This window comes from Rhodanobacter thiooxydans, from assembly GCF_021545845.1.
Classification (GTDB): Bacteria; Pseudomonadota; Gammaproteobacteria; order Xanthomonadales; family Rhodanobacteraceae; genus Rhodanobacter.
In genome coordinates this window covers 1,238,695-1,257,679 of the sequence record NZ_CP088923.1, presented here as the reverse complement: position 1 = coordinate 1,257,679, position 18,985 = coordinate 1,238,695, and the positions used below count along the sequence as shown (strand labels likewise).

Here is an 18,985-nt window from a genome sequence, read left to right as displayed (position 1 = left end):
CCGGAAAGTGTAGCGCTGCCGCACGGTTGCGACCACCGCCCGGCCGAGCCACCAGTTGGCCGCGGTAGCGGGCCGCAAACCGCTATAATGCGCGGTTTGACGAATTCCCTTTACCGTGGCCGCCTTGCCGGCGGCGCGGTGCCCGCTTTCGGAGGTTGCATGAGCTCGCAGTACATCTACACCATGAACGGGGTCAGCAAGATCGTCCCTCCGAAACGGCAGATCATCAAGGACATCTCGCTCAGCTTCTTCCCCGGCGCCAAGATCGGCCTGCTCGGCGTCAACGGCGCGGGCAAGTCCACCGTGCTGAAGATCATGGCCGGCGTGGATACCGACTTCCAGGGGGAGGCGCGCGCACAGCCGGGCACCAAGATCGGCTACCTGGCGCAGGAGCCGGACCTGAATCCGGAGAAGACCGTGCGCGAGGTGGTGGAAGAAGGCGTGTCCGTGGTCCTCGATGCGCAGAAGCGGCTGGAGGAGGTCTACGCCGCCTACGCCGAGGATGGCGCGGATTTCGACAAGCTGGCCAAGGAACAGGAACAGCTGGAAAACCTGCTGGCCGCGAACGACGCGCACGCGCTGGAGCGCCAGCTGGAAGTGGCCGCCGACGCGCTGCGCCTGCCGCCGTGGGAAGCCAAGGTCGGCCCGTTGTCCGGCGGCGAGAAGCGCCGCGTGGCGCTGTGCCGCCTGCTGCTGTCCAAGCCGGACATGCTGCTGCTGGACGAACCGACCAACCACCTGGACGCCGAATCGGTGGACTGGCTGGAGCAGTTCCTGCACGACTACCCCGGCACCGTGGTGGCGGTCACCCATGACCGCTACTTCCTCGACAACGCCGCCGAGTGGATCCTCGAACTCGACCGCGGCCGCGGCATTCCGTGGAAGGGCAACTACACCGAGTGGCTGGAGCAGAAGGACGCCCGCCTGAAGCAGGAAGCGAACCAGGAGAAGTCGCGCCAGAAGGCGATCGCGAAGGAGCTGGAGTGGGTGCGTTCGGCCGCCAAGGGCCGCCAGTCCAAGGGCAAGGCCCGCCTGGCCCGCTTCGAGGAACTGAACTCGGTCGACTACCAGCGCCGCAACGAGACCAACGAGATCTTCATCCCGCCGGGCGAGCGCCTGGGCCAGGAGGTGATCGAGTTCAAGAACGTCACCAAGTCGTTCGGCGACCGCGTGCTGATCGAGGACCTGTCGTTCAAGGTGCCGCCGGGCGCCATCATCGGCGTGATCGGCCCGAACGGCGCCGGCAAGTCCACCCTGATGAAGATGATCATGGGCAAGGAGACGCCGGACTCGGGCGAGGTGAAGCTGGGCCACACCACCAAGCTGGCCTATGTCGACCAGTCGCGCGAGGCGCTCGACCCGAAGAACAACGTGTGGCAGGAAGTGTCCGGCGGCTCGGACATCCTCACCATCGGCAACTTCGAGATCCAGTCGCGCGCGTACATCGGTCGCTTCAACTTCAAGGGCACCGACCAGCAGAAGATCGTCGGCAGCCTGTCCGGCGGCGAGCGCGGCCGCCTGCACATGGCCAAGACCCTGCTGCAGGGCGGCAACGTGCTGCTGCTCGACGAACCGTCCAACGACCTCGACGTGGAAACCCTGCGCGCGCTGGAAGACGCCCTGCTGGAATTCCCCGGCTGCGCGATGGTGATCTCGCATGACCGCTGGTTCCTCGACCGCATCGCCACCCACATCATCGCGTTCGAGGGCGACTCGCACGTGGAGTTCTTCCCCGGCAACTACAACGAGTACGAGGCCGACAAGAAGCGCCGCCTGGGCGACGAAGGTGCGCGGCCGCACCGGGTGAAGTACAAGAAGCTGGCCTGACGTTGGCCCCCTCTCCCTCCGGGAGAGGGTTGGGGTGAGGGTTCGGGGCTTGCGCCGGGTGTGGACGCAGCGCCCCGCCCGCACCCTCATCCGCCCCTTCGGGGCACCTTCTCACCCACAAGGGGACTCCCAAGGTCGCCAAAGGGAGAAGGGGAACCTGGAACGGAGCCACCGATGCACTTCATGTCTTCCCTCCAAGCCGCCTGGCAGCGCAACCACTCGTTGGTCTGCGTCGGCCTCGATCCGGAACCGGCAAAATTCCCCGCGCACCTGCGCGGCGCGCCCGATGCGGTGTTCGCCTTCTGCGCCGCCATCGTCGACGCCACGGCGGACCTCGTCTGCGCGTTCAAGCCGCAGATCGCGCACTTCGCCGCGCTGCGCGCCGAGGACGCACTGGAGCGACTGATTGCGCACGTCCACGCGAAGCATCCCGGCGTGCCGGTGATCCTCGACGCCAAGCGCGGCGACATCGGCTCCACCGCGCAGCACTACGCCAGCGAGGCGTTCGAGCGCTACCGCGCCGACGCGGTGACGCTGAACCCGTACCTCGGCCGCGATTCGATCCAGCCATTCCTCGATCGCACCGACAAGGGCGTGATTCTGCTCTGCCGCACGTCCAACCCCGGCGGCGCGGATTTCCAGGCGCTGGACTGCGGCGGCATGCCGCTCTATCTGCGCGTGGCCGAGACGGTTGCCCGCGAGTGGAACAGCCATGGCAACTGCGCGCTGGTCACCGGCGCCACCTGGCCGGAAGAACTGGGCAAAGTGCGCGCGCTGGTCGGCAACATGCCGCTGTTGGTACCCGGCATCGGCGCGCAGGGCGGCGACGTGGCGGCCGTGCTGGCACACGGCGCCAACGCAGACGGTACCGGCCTGATGATCAGCTCTTCGCGTGCGATCCTCTACGCCGGCCACGACGAGAACTTCGCCGAAACCGCGCGCACCGCCACGCTGAAGCTGCGCGCTCAGATCAACGCCCATCGTTAATCTTGAGTCCAACGTCAGTAGTCGAGACTGCCGCCAAGTTTTCCGCATAGCTTGGCAAGATGGGCCAACGCATTCTTGTAGTCTTTATGCGCTTCCATCACAAACGGGCCGACCTTCACAGGTTGAACGAAGTGTGCTCCAGTCGGATGCAAACCCTTCGACGAGTACAAGTATCGTCTACTGCTCGTACTGAACGGATCAAGCTCATTCATTTTTATCGCGTACCCACCGGCAAGCAAGGCATTGCCGACTTGTCTGTACAAATCGGGTACCGAAACAGCAGAAATTCTGTTGCCGTCAAACACGACTTCGATGCCGCGTTCACGAGGACTCCTGAGCCTGTGAGACTCCGATGGGTCTTCGCCCCCCCTGCCCTTTTCTGCGGCGCCGTGATCGTCCTTTTTCTTCCATGCTTCCAAAAGCTGCTCAATTACCTCGGGCACTGTTGTTACGAATGCTCCACCCGCGAGCGCCTGCAGCTCCTCGTGAAGGGCCTTTGAGAGTGCGATGGTTGGCATGACTTTCTCCGGAGTACGACATAACGCCGCAAAACCAATTTATAAAATGGTTTTGCGGTTGTCAACTTTGCACTCCGCGGCGGCCGCACTCAACACCCCCGGAGTCCTGCTCTACTTCGCTTCGTAGTGGGTGAGTACCGTGCTAGCCAAGCCGGCAACAAAGATGATTTTGCAGCTGCGGCGCACACCGCCGATGCCACGTTGTCCGAAACACTCAACTGGCTTCGCTGATTCCTTCCTGCTGCCAAGCGACTGATGGGTATTCAGCCGCCAGCGCGCCAGGCAGCAGCCGACCGCACAGCCAGCACAAGGGCAGCGCCAGCAGATAACCGTCATGCAGCAGGTGCCACAGCAACACGCTGTCCAGCAGGGCCGCCACCTCGGGGGATGTTCTCTCGGGCGTGCTGCATCATCCGCGAGTGCTGCGCCCGCGGCAGCCGAGGTCGTCAGCCCACCACTTCGACACCATGCCAGAACGCCACGCGCCCCTTGATCTGCGCGGCGGCATCTTTCGGTTGCAGGTAGTACCAGGCCGCTTGCGGATTGATCGCATCGCCGACAACCAGGTCGTAGTAACTCGCCGTGCCCTTCCATGGACAGATACTGTGATGATCGCTGTCGCGGAAATACTCGCGCCGGAGCGAGTCGGCGGGGAAATAGTGGTTGCCCTCGACCACCACCGTATCGTTGCTCTCTGCGAGAACGGTGTCATTCCACATCGCGCGCATCAGCCGTCTCCATGTTCTGGCCCGGAAACGGCACCTCGGTATAGCCGAACTTGCCGAAGTCGGTGATGCGTGAGGGGTACAGCCAACCGATCAGGTGGTCACACTCGTGCTGCACCACGCGGGCGTGGAAGCCTTCGGCGGTGCGTTCGATGCGCGCTCCCTTCGAGTCGCGCGCCGGCACAGCGGTCAGCCCGTCGCCGTCTTCGCCGCCTGCAGCGTCTTCGTTTTCAGATCCAGCGTATCGGCCGCATCCAGCAGCGCCCGCGCGAAGCTGCGCACCTCGGCGGGACGCAAGGCATACCAGTTGCCGCTCTTGCCGGCTTCGTCCACCTTGCGCCCCGCACGGGACATGCAATGCGGCCGGAAGATCACCATGCCGGTCAGCGATTCCGAGCTGATGTCCGCCGAAACGATCTGCATGTGCGTTTCATCTTCTTTCTTCACCGAACTTCTCCCGGGCAGAGATTCGCCCTCAAGCAGCTTACGCCACCGCAAGTTCAGGCGGTGTTCCCGCGCGCACCAGCACTCGTGCGGCCGCGGTAAGCTGTGAGAGCTGCGCGCGTCCGCGGCATGCCGCGTCGCGACTGCCCGGCCCAGCATTCCCAACCCGGAAAAGGAAGACAACGCATGTCCGAACAGACCGACGTCCGCGTGGAAGACTGGAATCGCTTGCAACGGGAAGTAGCGCGTTTGCGCATGCTGGTGATCATCGCCCTGCTGGCGGTGATCGCACTGGCTGCCGTGCCATTGCTGCGCAAGCCAGACACACCGACCAGACCGGACCCGATTCTCCGGGCACAGGGCCTGGTGATCACCGATGCGCAGGGACACGACCGCATCCTGATCGGCGCACCGGTACCGGCCAGCAAGGACCGCGTGCGCAAGGACGATGCCTCCGACGGCATCATCTTCCTCGGCGCGACCGGCGCGGACCGCCTCGCGCTTGGACAAATGCCCGCACCCTTCATTGGCGGCGAGAGCTACAAGCGCATCGGCGATGGCGACAACTACGGCTTGACGCTGTACGACCCGAAGGGCAATGAGCGCGGCGGCATGGGCTACATGGGCATGGGGCGTGCCGTGTTCGGATTGGACCGGGCCACTCCGCCCTATGATGCGATCGGCATGATGGTCGACGACAAGGAAGGCTTCGCCGGGATGATCATCAACTACGGCGATCCCAAGGCGAAGGACACTGGCATTGAATTGGGCACCGATACCAACAGCGCCCACATCAAGCTCAACGGCAAGGACGGCCTCCCGCGCGCGCAGCTGAACCTCGACGGGACGAACAAGCCGGCGTGGCGGTTCGACGACGCGGAATCGGCAGCCAAGGCCGTGCAGGATCAAAAGCACTGACGACAACAATGCCCTTGTGCAGCCGCTGGCTGCGCAAGGGCATCAGTCGGCCGCGATGCGTACCGGCATGCTGGACCCGACGGCACCGAGGTAGTCAGCTCACCACCTCAACACCATGCCAGAACGCCACGCGACCCTTGATCTGCGCGGCGGCATCCTTCGGTTGCGGGTAGTACCAGGCCGCTTGCGGATTGACCGCATCGCCGACCACCAGGTCGTAGTAACTGGCCGTGCCCTTCCACGGACAGACACTGTGATGATCGCTGTCGCGGAAATACTCGCGTCGGAGCGAATCGGCAGGAAAATAGTGATTGCCCTCGACCACCACCGTATCGTTGCTCTCTGCGAGCACGGTGTCATTCCACATTGCGCGCATCGGCCGTCTCCATGTTCTGCCCCGGAAACAGCACGTCGGTGTAGCCGAACTTGCTGAAGTCGGTGATGCGCGAGGGGTACAGCCGGCCGATCAGGTGGTCGCATTCGTGCTGCACCACGCGCGCGTGGAAGCCCTCGGCGGTGCGTTCGATGCGCGCGCCCTTCGGGTCGATGCCTTCGTAGCGGATCAGCGTCCAGCGGTTCACCGCGCCGCGCAGGCCGGGCACCGACAGGCAGCCTTCCCAGCCCTCCTCCATGTCCTGCGACAGCGGCGTGATCACCGGGTTGAGCAGGATGGTGCGCGGCACTTCGGGCGCGTCCGGGTAGCGTTCGGAATGCTCGAAGCCGAAGATCACCAGCTGCAGATCGACACCGATCTGCGGTGCGGCCAGGCCGACCCCATCAGCGGCCTGCATGGTCTCGAACATGTCGGCGATCAGCGCATCGAGTTCCGCGCTGCCCAGCATCGCGGGGCGCACCAGCGGCGCGATGCGCAGCAGGCGCGGGTCGCCCATCTTGAGGATTTCACGGACCATGAGGACCTCGCCTTGAACACTGTTACTGGGTGATCTGTGGTCGATGCGATGCCGGTACAAGCGGCGATGCCCCATGCTTCAACGGCAGAAAGCCGGGCAAAGCCTCGTACCCATTTGTTGAAGTCGCAAGCGGCTTCAACCGCCGAACACCTTCTTCAGCAGGTCGGTGGTGCGTGCGGCGGGGTTGTGGCGGATCGACTGCTCCTGCTCGCCGATGGTAGTGAACAGGCCGTCCAGGGTTTTCGCCGTTACGTAGTCGTCCAGATCCAGCGGGCTGCCGCCCTTGTTCGAATTGTCGCCGCCGAGTGCGCCGAGCACGCCACCGAGTTCGCCGCCCATGCTGCCGGCGGTGAACGACTTGTACTTCTGGGTGACGCCGACGCTGTCGGTGGCCTTGGCCACGATCGGGTGGATGCGCGCGGTCAGTGCGTCGCCGGCGGTGCGGCGGAAGAAATCGGTGGCCGCGTGGTCGCCGCCGGCGAGGATGCCGCGCGCGTCGTCCAGCGTCATCCTGCGGATCGCGTCGCCGAAGATCTCAGCCACCTGCGGCACCGCCTTCTCCGCCGCGCGGTTCATGCTCAGCTCGAACGCGTCGACCTTGGCGCCCTGGCCCAGCTGGCGCGCCAGCTCGCCGGCCCGTTCGAGCTTGCCCGGCAGCGGGATGCGCACCTTGCTGTTGTTCCAGAAGCCGCCGTCACGGCCGAGGCTGTTGATCGCGTTGGTGGTGCCCTTGGCCAGTGCTTGCTTGAGCCCGGCGGCGATGTCGCTGGTCGGCAGGTTGTTGCCGAGCTGCGATGAACTGGACGGCTGCGTCGACTGCTTGACCTTGTTCAGCAGGCTCTTGAACTGACCGGAACCGGTGGCCGTCAGCGGCAGCGCGGCGACGGCGAGTACAAGGCTCAGCAAACCGTAGCGAACCGCGATGCGCATGACGAATTCCTTGTAGTCAGGGGGGGCCAGTGTAGCGTCGCCGCCTCGTCACGGCGTGACGACGCGGGCTTCGCTATTCGACCAATGGCTAATGCCGCTTTGCCGGTTTCGGGATTGACCGCCACGGCCGACGGTACGAATCTTGCGGCACTGCCCAGGAGAGCCCGCCCATGCAAGCCGCCGTCATGCCCAAGCCCAGCCCTGCCAGCAGGATATTGTGGGTCGCCATCGCCATCGTCGGCGCGTTCTGCCTGGGCGTGGTGGCCCTGCGCCGGGGCGAGCCGATCAACGCAATCTGGCTGGTAGCCGCCTCGATCGCGATCTTCGTGATCGGCTACCGCTTCTACGGCAAGTTCATCGAACACTCGGTGCTGAAGCTGGACCCGACCCGCGCACCACCCTCGGTCCTGCGCAACGACGGCCTGGACTACGTGCCGACCGACAAGTGGGTGGTGTTCGGCCACCACTTCGCCGCGATCGCCGGCGCCGGCCCGCTGGTCGGCCCGGTGCTGGCCGCCCAGATGGGCTACCTGCCCGGCACGCTGTGGATCCTGTTCGGCGTGGTGTTCGCCGGCGCGGTGCAGGATTTCATGATCCTGGGCCTGTCGCTGCGCCGCGACGCGCGCTCGCTCGGCCACATGCTGCGCGAGGAGCTGGGCCCGATGCCCGGCATCGTAGCGATGATCGGCGTGCTGGTGCTGATGATGATCGTGCTGGCGGTGCTGGCGCTGGTGGTGGTCAAGGCGCTCACGCACAGCCCGTGGGGCACCTTCACCGTAGCCGCCACCATCCCGATCGCGTTCCTGATGGGCGGCTACATGCGCTGGTTCCGCCCGGGCCGCATCCTGGAAGTGTCGATCATCGGCCTGGTGCTGCTGCTGGCCTCGATCTGGGCCGGCAAGTTCGTGGCCGACTCTGCCGCGCTGGCGCCGATCTTCGACATGGATGCCAAGACGCTGGCCTGGTGGCTGATCGGCTACGGCTTCGTGGCCTCGGTGCTGCCGGTGTGGCTGTTGCTGGCGCCGCGCGACTACCTCAGCACCTTCCTCAAGATCGGCACCATCGCGCTGCTGGCGCTGGCGATCTTCCTGGCCGCGCCGACCCTGCAGATGCCCGCGGTGACCAAGTTCATCGACGGCACCGGCCCGGTGTTCGCCGGCAACCTGTTCCCGTTCCTGTTCATCACCATCGCCTGCGGCGCGGTATCCGGCTGGCATTCGATCATCGCCTCCGGCACCACGCCGAAGCTGCTGGCCAACGAAGGCCAGGCGCGCATGGTCGGCTACGGCGGCATGCTGATGGAGGCGTTCGTGGCGATCATGGCGCTGGTCGCCGCCGCCTCGCTGCACCCGGGTGTGTACTTCGCGATGAATGCGCCCGGTGCGATCATCGGCACCACCGTGGAGCAGGCCGCCACCACGATCAGCCAGTGGGGCTTCGTGGTGACTCCGGACGAGTTGATGCGGACCGCGAAGGACATCGGCGAGAACAGCATCCTCAGCCGCGCCGGCGGCGCACCGACGCTGGCGGTGGGCATGGCCCAGCTGCTGCACAACATCATCCCCGGCGAGGGCATGGTGGCGTTCTGGTACCACTACGCGATCCTGTTCGAGGCGTTGTTCATCCTCACCACGGTGGACGCCGGCACCCGCGTGGGCCGCTTCATGATCCAGGAGATCGCCGGCCTGATCCACAAGCCGCTGCAGGCCACCGAGTCGTGGACCGGCAACCTGCTGGCCACCGCGATCTGCGTGGTGCTGTGGGGCTACTTCCTGTACCAGGGTGCGGTCGATCCGCTCGGCGGCATCAATACGCTGTGGCCACTGTTCGGCATCGCCAACCAGATGCTGGCCGCGATCGCGCTGATGCTGGCCACGGTGGTGGTGGTGAAGCTCAAGCGCGAGCGCTACGTATGGGTGCCGGGCATCCCGGCGCTGTGGCTGATCATCTGCACGCTCACCGCCGGCTACGAGAAACTGGTCGGCCCGATCAGCTTCACCGCCGCCGCGAACAAGTACGCGGCGGCGATGCAGCAGGGCCAGTTGCTGGCACCGGCCAAGACCCAGGCGGCGATGCAGCAGATCGTCACCAACAACTACGTGGACATGGCGATGACCGGCCTGTTCATGGCGCTGGTCGTGGCGATGGTGATCTTCTGCCTGCGCGCTGCGATCAGGGGCTGGCAGACCAACCACCCGACCGCGCACGAGGAACCGTACGTGGCGCTGGCGAGCGTGGCCGGCTGAGGACGACGCGATGAATGCGAGCTTCCGTTCCGTGGGCAAGTGGGCGGTGCAAACCGCCCGCCTGTGCTGCGGCGTGCCCGACTACGACATCTACGTGAAGCACCTGCGCGAGCATCACCCCGAACGCGAGGTGCCCAGTTACAAGGAGTTCTTCCGCGAGCGCCAGGAAGCGCGCTACAAGGGCACTGGCGGACGCTGCTGCTGAGCACCCGGCCCCTCTCCTGTTGCGGGAGGGGCCGGCGCACGGGGAGTATCCGACAGCACGGCCACGGTTCGCCGCAGTGCCGCGCTCAGGGCTTGCGCGCCACGATGATCTGGCTGATCGGCATGAATTCGTCCAGCTGCCGCTTGAGCTGCAACCCCTGCGGCATCTCCAGCAGGGACTGCCAGGCGGCGGTCCAGTGATCCAGCACCGGGTGCGCGGGGTCGTGCAGCTCCACCTGGCAACCCCAGAACAATGCCCACCAAATCGACCAGAAGAAGCCGTGCTGGGTGTGCTCCACCACCGTCAGGCCGGCCTCGCCGACCCACTGCGCGAACTCGTCGCGGCCGATCACCCGCACGGCGCCACCGGGCAGTTCGCGATACTCCGGCGGCAACACTTTGTCCTGCAACGCCTCCTGCAACGCGCCAGGTACGCTGAGCAGGTAGAGCGCGCCGGGCGCGCCGACCCGCACCAGCTCGGCCAGCATTCGGCGCGGATCCTCGACATGCTGCAACACCTCGGTGCAGACCACCCGCGTGGCGATGCCGTCGTCCAGCGGCAGCGGATTCGCATCGCTGACCAGCGCGGCGTACTCGCCGCGGGCTTCGACGCTCAACCGGGCGCGCAGCTCGCGGATCACCTGCGGTTCGCGGTCAATGGCGTAGACGTGGGCGCCATGGCGCGCGCAGAACACGCTGTTGACGCCAGCACCGCAGCCGACGTCCACCACCACGTCGCCGGCGCCGATCGGCATGCCGCGGAACAGCTCGCCGCTGTCCTCGCCATACCAACCGGCAAGTTTCGCGTCATGCAGGCCGACGGCCGACGGTCCGTGCGGCGCGGATTCGCCGCTGGTCGCCGCGGCGGAGCTGGCATCCTCGGCACGATCGGGCATGGCGGCTCTCCGAAAGAAGAAAACGGTCTTCGCGAACGCCTCCGGCTCGCGCGGTCGTCACCCGTAGTGTGGCAGCTTGCGGCATGACGGGCGCATGGACGATCGCCGCGGCCGCCGCACAGCGCCGGCGCCGGCGCCGGCGCCGGATCGGCGACAATAGCGCCAACCACTCCGATCGCCACTCGATGCCCACTGCCGAACCCGCCCCTGCTCCCGCGCCGGCCGCAACCCAACCGCGCCATGCCGGCCTGCGCGTCATCGCGGTCTACGAGATCATCAAGACCGCCTGCCTGCTGCTGGTAGCCATGGCGGCGTTCCACCTCGACCACCAGCAGAGCTTCGAACAGCTGGTGCACTGGCTGGAACACCTCTCGCTGACCGACAGCAACGGCCTGCGCTGGAAACTGGTCGGCCTGCTGCAGGATTTCGGGCCCAGCCGCTTCGTGGCGGTCGGTGCGGTCGCGCTCGGCTACGCGGTGCTGTTCGGCATCGAGGGCATCGGCCTGTGGCTGGGCAAGTACTGGGCCGAATGGTTCACCGTGATCGCCACCGGCTCGCTGATCCCGCTGGAACTGTACGAGACGCTGCACCGCTTCGGCTGGCTGAAGCTGGCGACGCTGGTCGGCAACGTGGCGATCGTGGTGTACCTGGTGCGCATCGCCCTGCAGACGCGCGCAGCACGACGTGCATCGAGGCCTCACACCTCGTGATGGACCGCCTCGGCGGACAGTGCCGCGCGCCGCGGCATCAACTCGACCAGGTACATCGCCGCCAGAATCAGCCCGCCGCCGGCGAGCATGCGCCAGCTCAGCACGTCGCTGCCGAGCAGCACGGCGAACGCGGCGGCGAACACCGGTTCGGTGGTCATCACGATCGCCGCGCGGGTGGCCGGCAGGTGCGACTGCGCCCAGGTCTGCATCAGCATCGCGCCGGCGCCGGCGATCAGCGCCATGTACAGCACGGCGAACCAGGCGCTGCGATCCGGCGGCAGCACCGGCCCGTGCGGCGCGGTGGCGAGCAGACAGACCGCGGCGATCGCCACCATCTGCACCGCCGACAAGCCGAACGCCTCGCCCTGCCGCGACCACTGGCCAAGCAGCACGATGTGCAGCGCATACAGCGCCGCCGAGGCCAGCGTCAGCCACACGCCAAGGTCCACCGATACGCCGTTGAGCGAGAGCAGCGCCAGGCCCGCGGTGGACAGCCCCACCGCCAGCCACACCACGCCGGCCATGCGCTGGCCGAGCAGCAGCAGCGCGAGGATCGGCGTGAACACCACGTACATGCCGGTGGCGAAGCCGCTGACGCTGGGCGCGATCAGCGACAGGCCCCAGGTCTGCAGCAACTGGCCGATGCCGTAGATCGCGCCCAGCAGCAGGCCATGCAGCACCTGCCGCCGGCCGAGCCGCCACACCGGCCGCGCGAACAGCACCAGCATGGCCACGGCGGCGATGACGAAGCGCACGGCCAGGAAATCCGCCACCGGCATGCGCCCGACCACGTCCTTGATCAGCACGAAGGTGGAGCCCCACACGGCGGTCATCACCAGCAGGCCGAGGGTGGCAAGAAGGGAGATGGTGCGTGCGTTCATAGGGCGGTAGGTGAATAGAGAGAAGCGAGGAGTGCGAGAACAGCAGCGACACTGCAAGGCGCTTTTGCCTTCTCCATTTTTCCGCTTCCCTTCACTCGCTCCTCGCTTTCCGCCGCAGCAGCTGGCCGGGAATCTGCAGCAGGAAATGTCCCCAGATGCCCAGCCACACCACGCAGGCCACCAGTGGATTGCGCGCGGCCGGGTCGTGCTTGCGGAACCAGCGCCACATGCCGCGGTGCTTGTGGCGGCTGACGAACACCGGGCGGTGCCGGCTGGAGCTGCCCTTGCCGTGCTGCACGCGCACGTCGCCGGCCAGCAGCACCTGGTAGCCGAGGTTGCGCACGCGGCGGCACAGGTCCAAGTCTTCGCAATGCAGGAAATAGCCCTCGTCGAAACCGCCGAGACGCTGGAACAGCGCGCGTGGCATCAGCATCACCGCGCCCGATACCGCCTCGGCCTCGACCACCTCGGCCGGAATCTCGCGCTCGATGTTGATCTTCTCGCCGGCGCGGCCGAACAGGCTGTTGAGCGCGCGCCACAGCAGCGGGTCGCGGCGCCACGACGCGGGATCGGGGTGGCCCTCGGCATCGCACACCACGGCGCCGACCAGGCCCGCTCCGGGTCGCCCGGAAAGCAGGTCCAGCAATCGCTGCAGGTCGTCCTGTGGCAACAGGCAATCGGGGTTGAGGATCAGCAGCGCCTGGCCGTACGCCTGCTTGGCGGCGAGGTTCACCGCCGGGCCGAAGCCCAGGTTGCGGGAGTTGTAGATCAAGCGGAGGCGGGGGTCGTGCGCATGCGCGCGCTCGATCGCCTCGGGCACGCCGTCGTGCGAATCGTTGTCGACCAGGATCAACTCCAGCGCCAGCGTGCTGGCCAGCACGCTGCGCACGCATTCGCGCAAGCTCGGGCCGCTGTCGGCGGATACCACGACCACGCTGAGCGCCGGCGCGAACGGTGATCGTTGGGAAGCGGGCGTGCTCATCCGGCAAGTATGCGCAAAGATGCGCGCAGGGAGAACAGCCCGCACGGCATGGCCAGCGACCCGTGGCCCGCGGCGGCTTCAGCTTTCATCCGCGTCGTCCCCGCCAAGCACGGTCGACAGCGCCAGCGGCATGTCACCGTCGCGGCGCACCAGGTACGGCTGGCCGCGGTACCAGCCGTCGAGGCGCCAGCCGCGCAGGCGGTGCTGCCGCTCGCGCTGGCGATCCCACAGCAGCACGCCGCGGCCGTGGCGCAGCTGCGCGGCAAACCAGCGCCCGCCGGGGCTGAAGGCGACCGGTGCGTCGGCGCCGGCGATGCGCTCGCCGATCTCGAAAACGTATGCGCCATCGCGGTGGGCCACGCAGCCTCCCAGCGGATCGGGCAGGCCGCCGGTGGCGAGCTGCCATGCCGGCAGCTGCAGCTCGATGATCTCCGCCGCCGGACCGATCGGCGCCATCGCCAGTTCCGGCCACTCGGCGGATGGCGCCGCCGGCGCGCGACGCAGCTCGCGGTCGAGCCACGCCTCCAGCCCGGCCAGCATGGTGTAACCGGCCAACGCACCCAGCAAGGCCGCGCCCCAGGCGAAGGCGTCGCCGCCCAGCGTCCGCTGCAGCGCGAACAGCATGCCGGGCAGGCCCCAGCGCAGGGTGCGCCGGATCAAGGCGGCATGCTCGTCGGCCAGCCGCTGCGGTAGCACGGCCACCGCGATCGCCAGCGCCAGCAGCAGCGACAGGCCCAGCCACCACGGCAGCAGCGCCAGCAGGATCAGCCAGGCCAGTAGTGGCAGTACGACACGCCATGCCGGCGAATGACGCCGGACCATCACTCAGTGCCTCGCGACGCGGTAGGCGGTCAGCCGCACCACACGCGAGCGTTGCGGAACATGCGCATCCACGGTGAATCCTCGCCCCACTGTTCCGGATGCCAGCTCAGCTGCACGCTGCGGAACACGCGCTCGGGGTGCGGCATCATGATCGTCACGCGGCCGTCGGCGGCGGTGAAACCGGCCAGGCCGCCGGGCGAACCGTTGGTGTTGAGCGGGAAGCTCTCGGTCGGCCTGCCGCGGTTGTCGACGAAGCGCACGGCGCCGTTCGACTTCGACGGGCTGCAGGTGTGCGGAAAACTCACCCGGCCCTCGCCGTGCGCCACCGCCACCGGAATCCGCGAGCCGGCCATGCCCTTGAAGAACAGGCTCGGCGTGTCGAGGATCTCCAGCGTGGACAGGCGTGCCTCGTACTGTTCGGACGCGTTGCGCAGGAACTTCGGCCAGTGCTGCGCGCCGGGAATGATCTCCTTCAGCTGCGACAGCATCTGGCAACCATTGCACACGCCGAGCGCGAACTTCGTGGGATCGGCGAAGAACGCGGCGAACTCGGCGCGCAGGTAGTCGTTGTACAGGATCGAGGTGGCCCAGCCGCGGCCGGCACCGAGCACGTCACCGTAGGAGAAGCCGCCGCAGGCGGCGAAGCCGCGGAACTCGGCCAGCTTCACCCGGCCGCTGGCCAGGTCGGACATGTGCACGTCCACCGCGTCGAAGCCGGCGCGGGTGAACGCGGCCGCCATCTCCACCTGGCCGTTGACGCCCTGCTCGCGCAGCACCGCGACGCGCGGGCGCACGCCCTGGCCGATGAACGCTGCAGCGACGTCCTGCGCCGGGTCGAAGCTGAGCTTCGGCGTGATGCCCGGATCGGCGTCGTCGAGCCGCCACTCCGACTCCGCGTCGGCGGTGAGCGGGTTGTCGCGCAGGCGTTGCATCGCATGGCTGGTCTCGTTCCAGGCCTTGAACAGCGTGCTCCAGTGCCACTTGAACAAGGTCTCATCGCCCAGGAACAGCTTGATGCCCAGCTTTTCCTTCGGTCGGCCGATACGGTGGCTGACGCCGGCCAGTTCGTGCTTGATCAACAGCGCCTCGAACGCCTCGCGGTTCGCCTCGGCCACCTGCACCACCGCGCCGAGCTCCTCGTTGAACAGCGCGCGCAAGGTCGCCTCGGCCCAGCCATCCAGGTGGATCTCCAGCCCGCAGTGGCCGGCAAACGCCATCTCCAGCAAGGTGGTGATGACGCCGCCGTCGGAGCGGTCGTGGTAGGCCAGCAGCAGGCCGCCGGCGTTGGCTTCCTGCACCAGCTCGAACAGCGCGCGCAGTCGTTTCGCGTCGTCCAGGTTCGGCGGCACGCCGCCGGAACGGTTGAACACCTGGGTCAGTGCGGAGCCGCCGAGGCGGTCGCGGCCCGCGCCCAGGTCGATCAGCCACAGCGCGGTCGCACCGCGGTCCAGCCGCAACTGCGGGGTGAGCGTGCGGCGCGCGTCGGTGACCCGGGCGAAGCCGGTGACCACCAGCGACACCGGCGATATCGTGCGCTGCGCGGTGTCGCCGTCCTTCCATACGGTCTGCATCGACAGCGAGTCCTTGCCGACCGGAATCGAAATCTCCAGCTCCGGGCACAGCTCCATGCCGACGGCCTTCACCGCGTCGAACAGCGCGGCATCCTCGCCCGGGTGGTTGACCGCGGCCATCCAGTTCGCGGAGAGCCGGATCTCGCCCAGGCTCGCGATCGGCGCGGCGGCCAGGTTGGTGATCGCCTCGCCCACCGTCAGCCGCGCCGCGTCGGCGCTGGAGAGCAGGGCCACCGGCGCGCGCTCGGCCATCGCCATCGCCTCGCCGGCGTAGCCGTCGAAGTCGGCGAGGGTCACCGCGCAATCGGCCACCGGCACCTGCCACGGGCCGACCATCGGGTCGCGCGCGTTCAGGCCGCCAACGGTACGGTCGCCGATGGTGATCAGGAAACTCTTGCTGCCCACGCCGGGCAGGCGCAGCACGCGCAGCAGCGCCTCGTCCATGCCGATGCCGGTCAGGTCCGGCAGCAGGTCGACGCGCGGCTTGCCGCGCTGCGCGTCGCGGTGCATCCGCGGCGGCTTGCCGAACAGCACGTCCATGGGGAGGTCGATCACGGTCAGTCCGCGGCGCGGGTCGGTCAGCACCAACTGGCGCTCGGCCGTGGCGTCGCCGACTACCGCATACGGGCAGCGCTCGCGCACGCACATCGCCTCGAACTCGGCGAGGTTTTCCGGCGCGATCGCCAGCACGTAGCGTTCCTGCGACTCGTTGCTCCACACCTGCATCGGCGACAGCGACGGGTCGTCGCAGGGAATCATCGACAGGTCGATCACGCCGCCCACGCCAGCGTCGTTGAGCAGTTCGGGAATCGCGTTGGAGAGGCCACCGGCGCCGACGTCGTGCACGCTGACGATCGGGTTGGCCTCGCCGCGACGCCAGCAGGCGTCGATCACTTCCTGGCAGCGCCGCTCCATCTCGGCGTTGTCGCGCTGCACCGAGGCGAAATCCAGCTCCGCGCTCGACGCACCGCCGGACACCGACGAGGCCGCACCGCCGCCCAGGCCGATCAGCATGGCCGGGCCGCCCAGCACGATCACCTTGTGGCCCGGCTGCACCGCGTGCTTCAGCACGTGGCCGGGGCGCAGGTTGGCCAGCCCGCCGGCCAGCATGATCGGCTTGTCGTAGCCGCGGCGCAGGCCGGGTTCGGCGGTCTCGTGCTCGTAGCTGCGGAAATAGCCGCCCAGGCAGGCGCGGCCGAATTCGTTGTTGAACGCGGCGGCACCGAGCGGGCCGTCGCGCATGATCTCGAACGCGCTGGCCATCCGCGGCGGCAGCGGGCGATCCACTTCCCACGGTCGCGGCAGGCCGGGGATGCGCAGGTCGGACACCGAGAAGCCGGTGAGCCCGGCCTTCGGCTTGCCGCCGCGACCGGTGGCGCCCTCGTCGCGGATCTCGCCGCCGGCGCCGGTGGCCGCACCGGGCCACGGCGCGATCGCGGTGGGGTGGTTGTGCGTTTCCACCTTGATCGCGTAGTCGATGCGTTCCTCGTGGCCGCGCCACACGCCATCGGCCGGATCGGCGAAGAAGCGCCCGCCGGTGCTGCCCTCGATCACCGCTGCGTTGTCCGAATAGGCGGACAAGGTATGCGCGGGTGAGCACTGGTGGGTGTGCTTGATCATGCCGAACAGGCTGTTGTCCTGCGCCGCGCCGTCCACCGTCCAGCTGGCGTTGAACACCTTGTGCCGGCAGTGTTCGGAATTGGCCTGCGCGAACATGAACAGCTCGGCATCGGTAGGGTCGCGGCCGAGTTCGGCGTAGCGGTCGACCAGGTACTCGATCTCGTCGTCGGCCAGCGCCAGGCCCAGCCGTATGTTCGCCGCGGCCAGCGCGGCCTGCGGGTCGGCGCCGAGCGCCACGTGCACCAGGTCGCCAGGCGTACCGCCAAGGAACAGGCCCTGCGCGTCCTCGATCCGCTGCAGCACCGACTGCGTCATCGCGTCGTGCAGCAGCGCCATGATCGGCGCGTGGTCCGGTGCCCCGGCCGGCGGCAGCCCGGCCACCTGCCAGGCCAGGCCGCGCTCCACCCGACGCAGATTGAAGCCGGACGCGTCGAAGCCGGCGCCATGCAGGATGTCGGTGGCCTTGCTCGACCACGGCGAGATCGTGCCCAGCCGCGGTACCACCCACAACGTGGCCGGCTCAGGCAGCGCATCCTTCGCTTCCAGCACGGCCAGCAGGCGCTGGCGCAACTCGCCCTCCGGCGCCGTGGCGGCGTCGACGAAATAGACGAACCACGACGCCTGCACCCGCACGCCGTGATGCAGGGCATCCAGGCGGGCATTGAGGCGTTCGAGGCGGAACGGCGAGAGGGCGCTCTGCCCGTCGAGTACGATCATGCGGGGAACGGAGCTGTGCGAAGAAAACGCCTATTCTACCTCATGCTGCAATACGGCATCGCCTTGGCTCGTCCCCCTGCAGTTGGGGAGGCCGGCGACTAAAGGAAGTCCTTCAGGTGAGGGAGTGGCTTTTGGTCCATCCCGCAAAGAGCACCCCGCCCCAACTTTCCACCGCCTTGGCGCTCAAGAGACCCCCTTTAGTCGCAAGAGAGGGAGGCCAGCGTCAGCCGCCCCGCTTGAGCGCCTGCAACAGCTGTTCCGGCGTGACGTAGCCGCCCAGCACGCGCCCATCCGGGCCGTAGATCGCCGGGGTGCCGTTGACGCCCAGCTTCACGCCCAGGTTGAACTGGTCCTTGACCGGGTTGGTGCAGGTGGCCGGCGCCGGCGCATGGCCTTCCTTTGCGGCGGTGAACGCGGCCTTGCGGTCCTTGGCGCACCACACCGAGACCATCTCGGTGTAGGTCGGCGTGGGCCGGCCGGCGGTGGTCACCAGGCCTTCGCGCGGCCACGCCAGGTACTCCACCGCGATGCCTTCCTTGTTGAACGCGGCCACATGCTCGTGCAGCGCGCGGCAGAAGCCGCAGTTGACGTCGGTGAATACGCTGATGGTGTACTTCGGGTTCGGCGGCGCGAACACGATGCGCTCGGATGCCGGCACCTTGGCCAGCTCGGCCTTGCGGAAGCGCGCCCAGGCATCGTCGCCGAGGTTGTGCTTGCTTTGCAGGTCAAGCACGTCGCCGTGCATCGCGTACTTGCCATCGGTGCTGACATAGAGCAACTGGCCGGCGGCGATCACCTGGTAGAAGCCCGGCATTGGCGCCGGCTCGATCGAATCGACCTGCACGTTCGCCGCCAGGCTCCTGATCGCCTGCCGCACCATCTGCTGCGCCGCCGGCGTCACCGCCGAACCGGCAACCGGCACCGCGTCGTTGTCCGCCGCACAGGCGCTCAGGGAAAGCCCGCCGATGCACAGCGCCAGCAACAGTTTCTTCAACATCATCAACCTCGTTTGATCCGTGGCCGGCGCGCTCGCCGGCAGCAAACACGGATTCTCGCACAGGCAGCTGAACGCCATT

At 67.5% G+C, this 18,985-nt stretch carries 19 protein-coding genes and 1 pseudogene; 6 read left to right on the top strand and 14 right to left on the bottom strand.

Features of this window, described 5'->3' with window-relative positions; genetic code table 11:
- Positions 1 to 159 precede the first annotated feature (159 nt).
- Together ettA and pyrF are read left to right on the top strand one after the other, a co-directional pair.
- Positions 160 to 1,827, top strand: a complete 1,668-nt coding sequence (gene ettA / locus LRK53_RS05385; RefSeq protein WP_008435933.1) for an energy-dependent translational throttle protein EttA — start codon at positions 160 to 162, stop codon at positions 1,825 to 1,827.
- A 174-nt stretch (positions 1,828 to 2,001) separates the two neighbouring features.
- Positions 2,002 to 2,814 carry an orotidine-5'-phosphate decarboxylase gene (gene pyrF / locus LRK53_RS05380; protein ID WP_027493084.1) on the top strand — a complete coding sequence of 271 codons (813 nt, stop codon included), beginning with the start codon at positions 2,002 to 2,004 and terminating at the stop codon, positions 2,812 to 2,814.
- Positions 2,815 to 2,828: 14 nt separating this feature from the next.
- Here the strand turns inward: pyrF and LRK53_RS05375 are convergent, their stop codons facing one another.
- From LRK53_RS05375 to LRK53_RS05355, 5 genes and pseudogenes are all read right to left on the bottom strand, one after another.
- The gene (locus tag LRK53_RS05375; protein WP_235642545.1) at positions 2,829 to 3,332 is read right to left on the bottom strand and encodes a hypothetical protein; all 504 of its coding nucleotides are present in this window, start codon (positions 3,330 to 3,332) and stop codon (positions 2,829 to 2,831) included.
- Between the two features lie 214 nt (positions 3,333 to 3,546).
- On the bottom strand, positions 3,547 to 3,711 hold the full coding sequence (locus tag LRK53_RS05370) for a hypothetical protein (protein ID WP_185754659.1): 165 nt from the start codon (positions 3,709 to 3,711) through the stop codon (positions 3,547 to 3,549).
- A gap of 67 nt (positions 3,712 to 3,778) precedes the next feature.
- Entirely contained in the window at positions 3,779 to 4,060 is a 282-nt protein-coding gene (locus LRK53_RS05365) for a DUF427 domain-containing protein (RefSeq protein ID WP_027493085.1), read from the bottom strand.
- A pseudogene (locus LRK53_RS05360) lies at positions 4,041 to 4,229 on the bottom strand (peptide deformylase); the annotation flags it as partial. The pseudogene LRK53_RS05360 and the gene LRK53_RS05365, both read right to left, overlap by 20 nt.
- A 17-nt stretch (positions 4,230 to 4,246) precedes the next feature.
- A complete protein-coding gene (locus LRK53_RS05355; RefSeq protein ID WP_037089933.1) occupies positions 4,247 to 4,480 on the bottom strand; it encodes a hypothetical protein in 234 nt (77 codons plus the stop codon).
- A 207-nt stretch (positions 4,481 to 4,687) separates the two neighbouring features.
- On the opposite strand from LRK53_RS05355, the gene LRK53_RS05350 reads away from it, so the two are divergent.
- Positions 4,688 to 5,419 carry a hypothetical protein gene (locus LRK53_RS05350; RefSeq protein WP_027493088.1) on the top strand — a complete coding sequence of 244 codons (732 nt, stop codon included), beginning with the start codon at positions 4,688 to 4,690 and terminating at the stop codon, positions 5,417 to 5,419.
- A 94-nt stretch (positions 5,420 to 5,513) separates the two neighbouring features.
- On the opposite strand, the gene LRK53_RS05345 is transcribed toward LRK53_RS05350, so the two are convergent.
- From LRK53_RS05345 to LRK53_RS05335, 3 genes are all read right to left on the bottom strand, one after another.
- On the bottom strand, positions 5,514 to 5,795 hold the full coding sequence (locus LRK53_RS05345; protein ID WP_027493089.1) for a DUF427 domain-containing protein: 282 nt from the start codon (positions 5,793 to 5,795) through the stop codon (positions 5,514 to 5,516).
- Positions 5,776 to 6,330 (bottom strand): peptide deformylase, encoded by a 555-nt coding sequence (def, locus tag LRK53_RS05340; protein WP_027493090.1) that lies wholly within the window; start codon positions 6,328 to 6,330, stop codon positions 5,776 to 5,778. The genes LRK53_RS05345 and def overlap by 20 nt, the downstream gene beginning before the upstream one ends.
- A 135-nt stretch (positions 6,331 to 6,465) precedes the next feature.
- On the bottom strand, positions 6,466 to 7,260 hold the full coding sequence (locus LRK53_RS05335; RefSeq protein ID WP_027493091.1) for a DUF4197 domain-containing protein: 795 nt from the start codon (positions 7,258 to 7,260) through the stop codon (positions 6,466 to 6,468).
- Positions 7,261 to 7,430: 170 nt separating this feature from the next.
- On the opposite strand from LRK53_RS05335, the gene LRK53_RS05330 reads away from it, so the two are divergent.
- The gene (locus LRK53_RS05330; protein WP_027493092.1) at positions 7,431 to 9,506 is read left to right on the top strand and encodes a carbon starvation CstA family protein; all 2,076 of its coding nucleotides are present in this window, start codon (positions 7,431 to 7,433) and stop codon (positions 9,504 to 9,506) included.
- 10 nt (positions 9,507 to 9,516) lie between these two features.
- Positions 9,517 to 9,711: a YbdD/YjiX family protein gene (locus LRK53_RS05325; protein ID WP_027493093.1), complete on the top strand. Its 195-nt coding sequence runs from the start codon at positions 9,517 to 9,519 to the stop codon at positions 9,709 to 9,711.
- 85 nt (positions 9,712 to 9,796) lie between these two features.
- Here LRK53_RS05325 and LRK53_RS05320 read toward each other — a convergent pair whose 3' ends face one another.
- Positions 9,797 to 10,606: a class I SAM-dependent methyltransferase gene (locus tag LRK53_RS05320; RefSeq protein WP_027493094.1), complete on the bottom strand. Its 810-nt coding sequence runs from the start codon at positions 10,604 to 10,606 to the stop codon at positions 9,797 to 9,799.
- A gap of 185 nt (positions 10,607 to 10,791) precedes the next feature.
- On the opposite strand from LRK53_RS05320, the gene LRK53_RS05315 reads away from it, so the two are divergent.
- Positions 10,792 to 11,316: a DUF2127 domain-containing protein gene (locus LRK53_RS05315; protein ID WP_235642650.1), complete on the top strand. Its 525-nt coding sequence runs from the start codon at positions 10,792 to 10,794 to the stop codon at positions 11,314 to 11,316.
- On the opposite strand, the gene LRK53_RS05310 is transcribed toward LRK53_RS05315, so the two are convergent.
- From LRK53_RS05310 to LRK53_RS05290, 5 genes are all read right to left on the bottom strand, one after another.
- Entirely contained in the window at positions 11,304 to 12,197 is an 894-nt protein-coding gene (locus LRK53_RS05310; protein WP_027493095.1) for a DMT family transporter, read from the bottom strand. The genes LRK53_RS05315 and LRK53_RS05310 overlap by 13 nt on opposite strands.
- Positions 12,198 to 12,288: 91 nt before the next feature.
- Positions 12,289 to 13,179, bottom strand: a complete 891-nt coding sequence (locus LRK53_RS05305; RefSeq protein ID WP_027493096.1) for a glycosyltransferase family 2 protein — start codon at positions 13,177 to 13,179, stop codon at positions 12,289 to 12,291.
- 78 nt (positions 13,180 to 13,257) lie between these two features.
- The gene (locus LRK53_RS05300; RefSeq protein WP_027493097.1) at positions 13,258 to 14,001 is read right to left on the bottom strand and encodes a hypothetical protein; all 744 of its coding nucleotides are present in this window, start codon (positions 13,999 to 14,001) and stop codon (positions 13,258 to 13,260) included.
- Between the two features lie 29 nt (positions 14,002 to 14,030).
- The gene (gene purL, locus LRK53_RS05295) at positions 14,031 to 17,909 is read right to left on the bottom strand and encodes a phosphoribosylformylglycinamidine synthase (protein WP_027493098.1); all 3,879 of its coding nucleotides are present in this window, start codon (positions 17,907 to 17,909) and stop codon (positions 14,031 to 14,033) included.
- Between the two features lie 223 nt (positions 17,910 to 18,132).
- The gene (locus LRK53_RS05290) at positions 18,133 to 18,906 is read right to left on the bottom strand and encodes a DsbC family protein (protein WP_037089955.1); all 774 of its coding nucleotides are present in this window, start codon (positions 18,904 to 18,906) and stop codon (positions 18,133 to 18,135) included.
- Positions 18,907 to 18,985 lie beyond the last annotated feature (79 nt).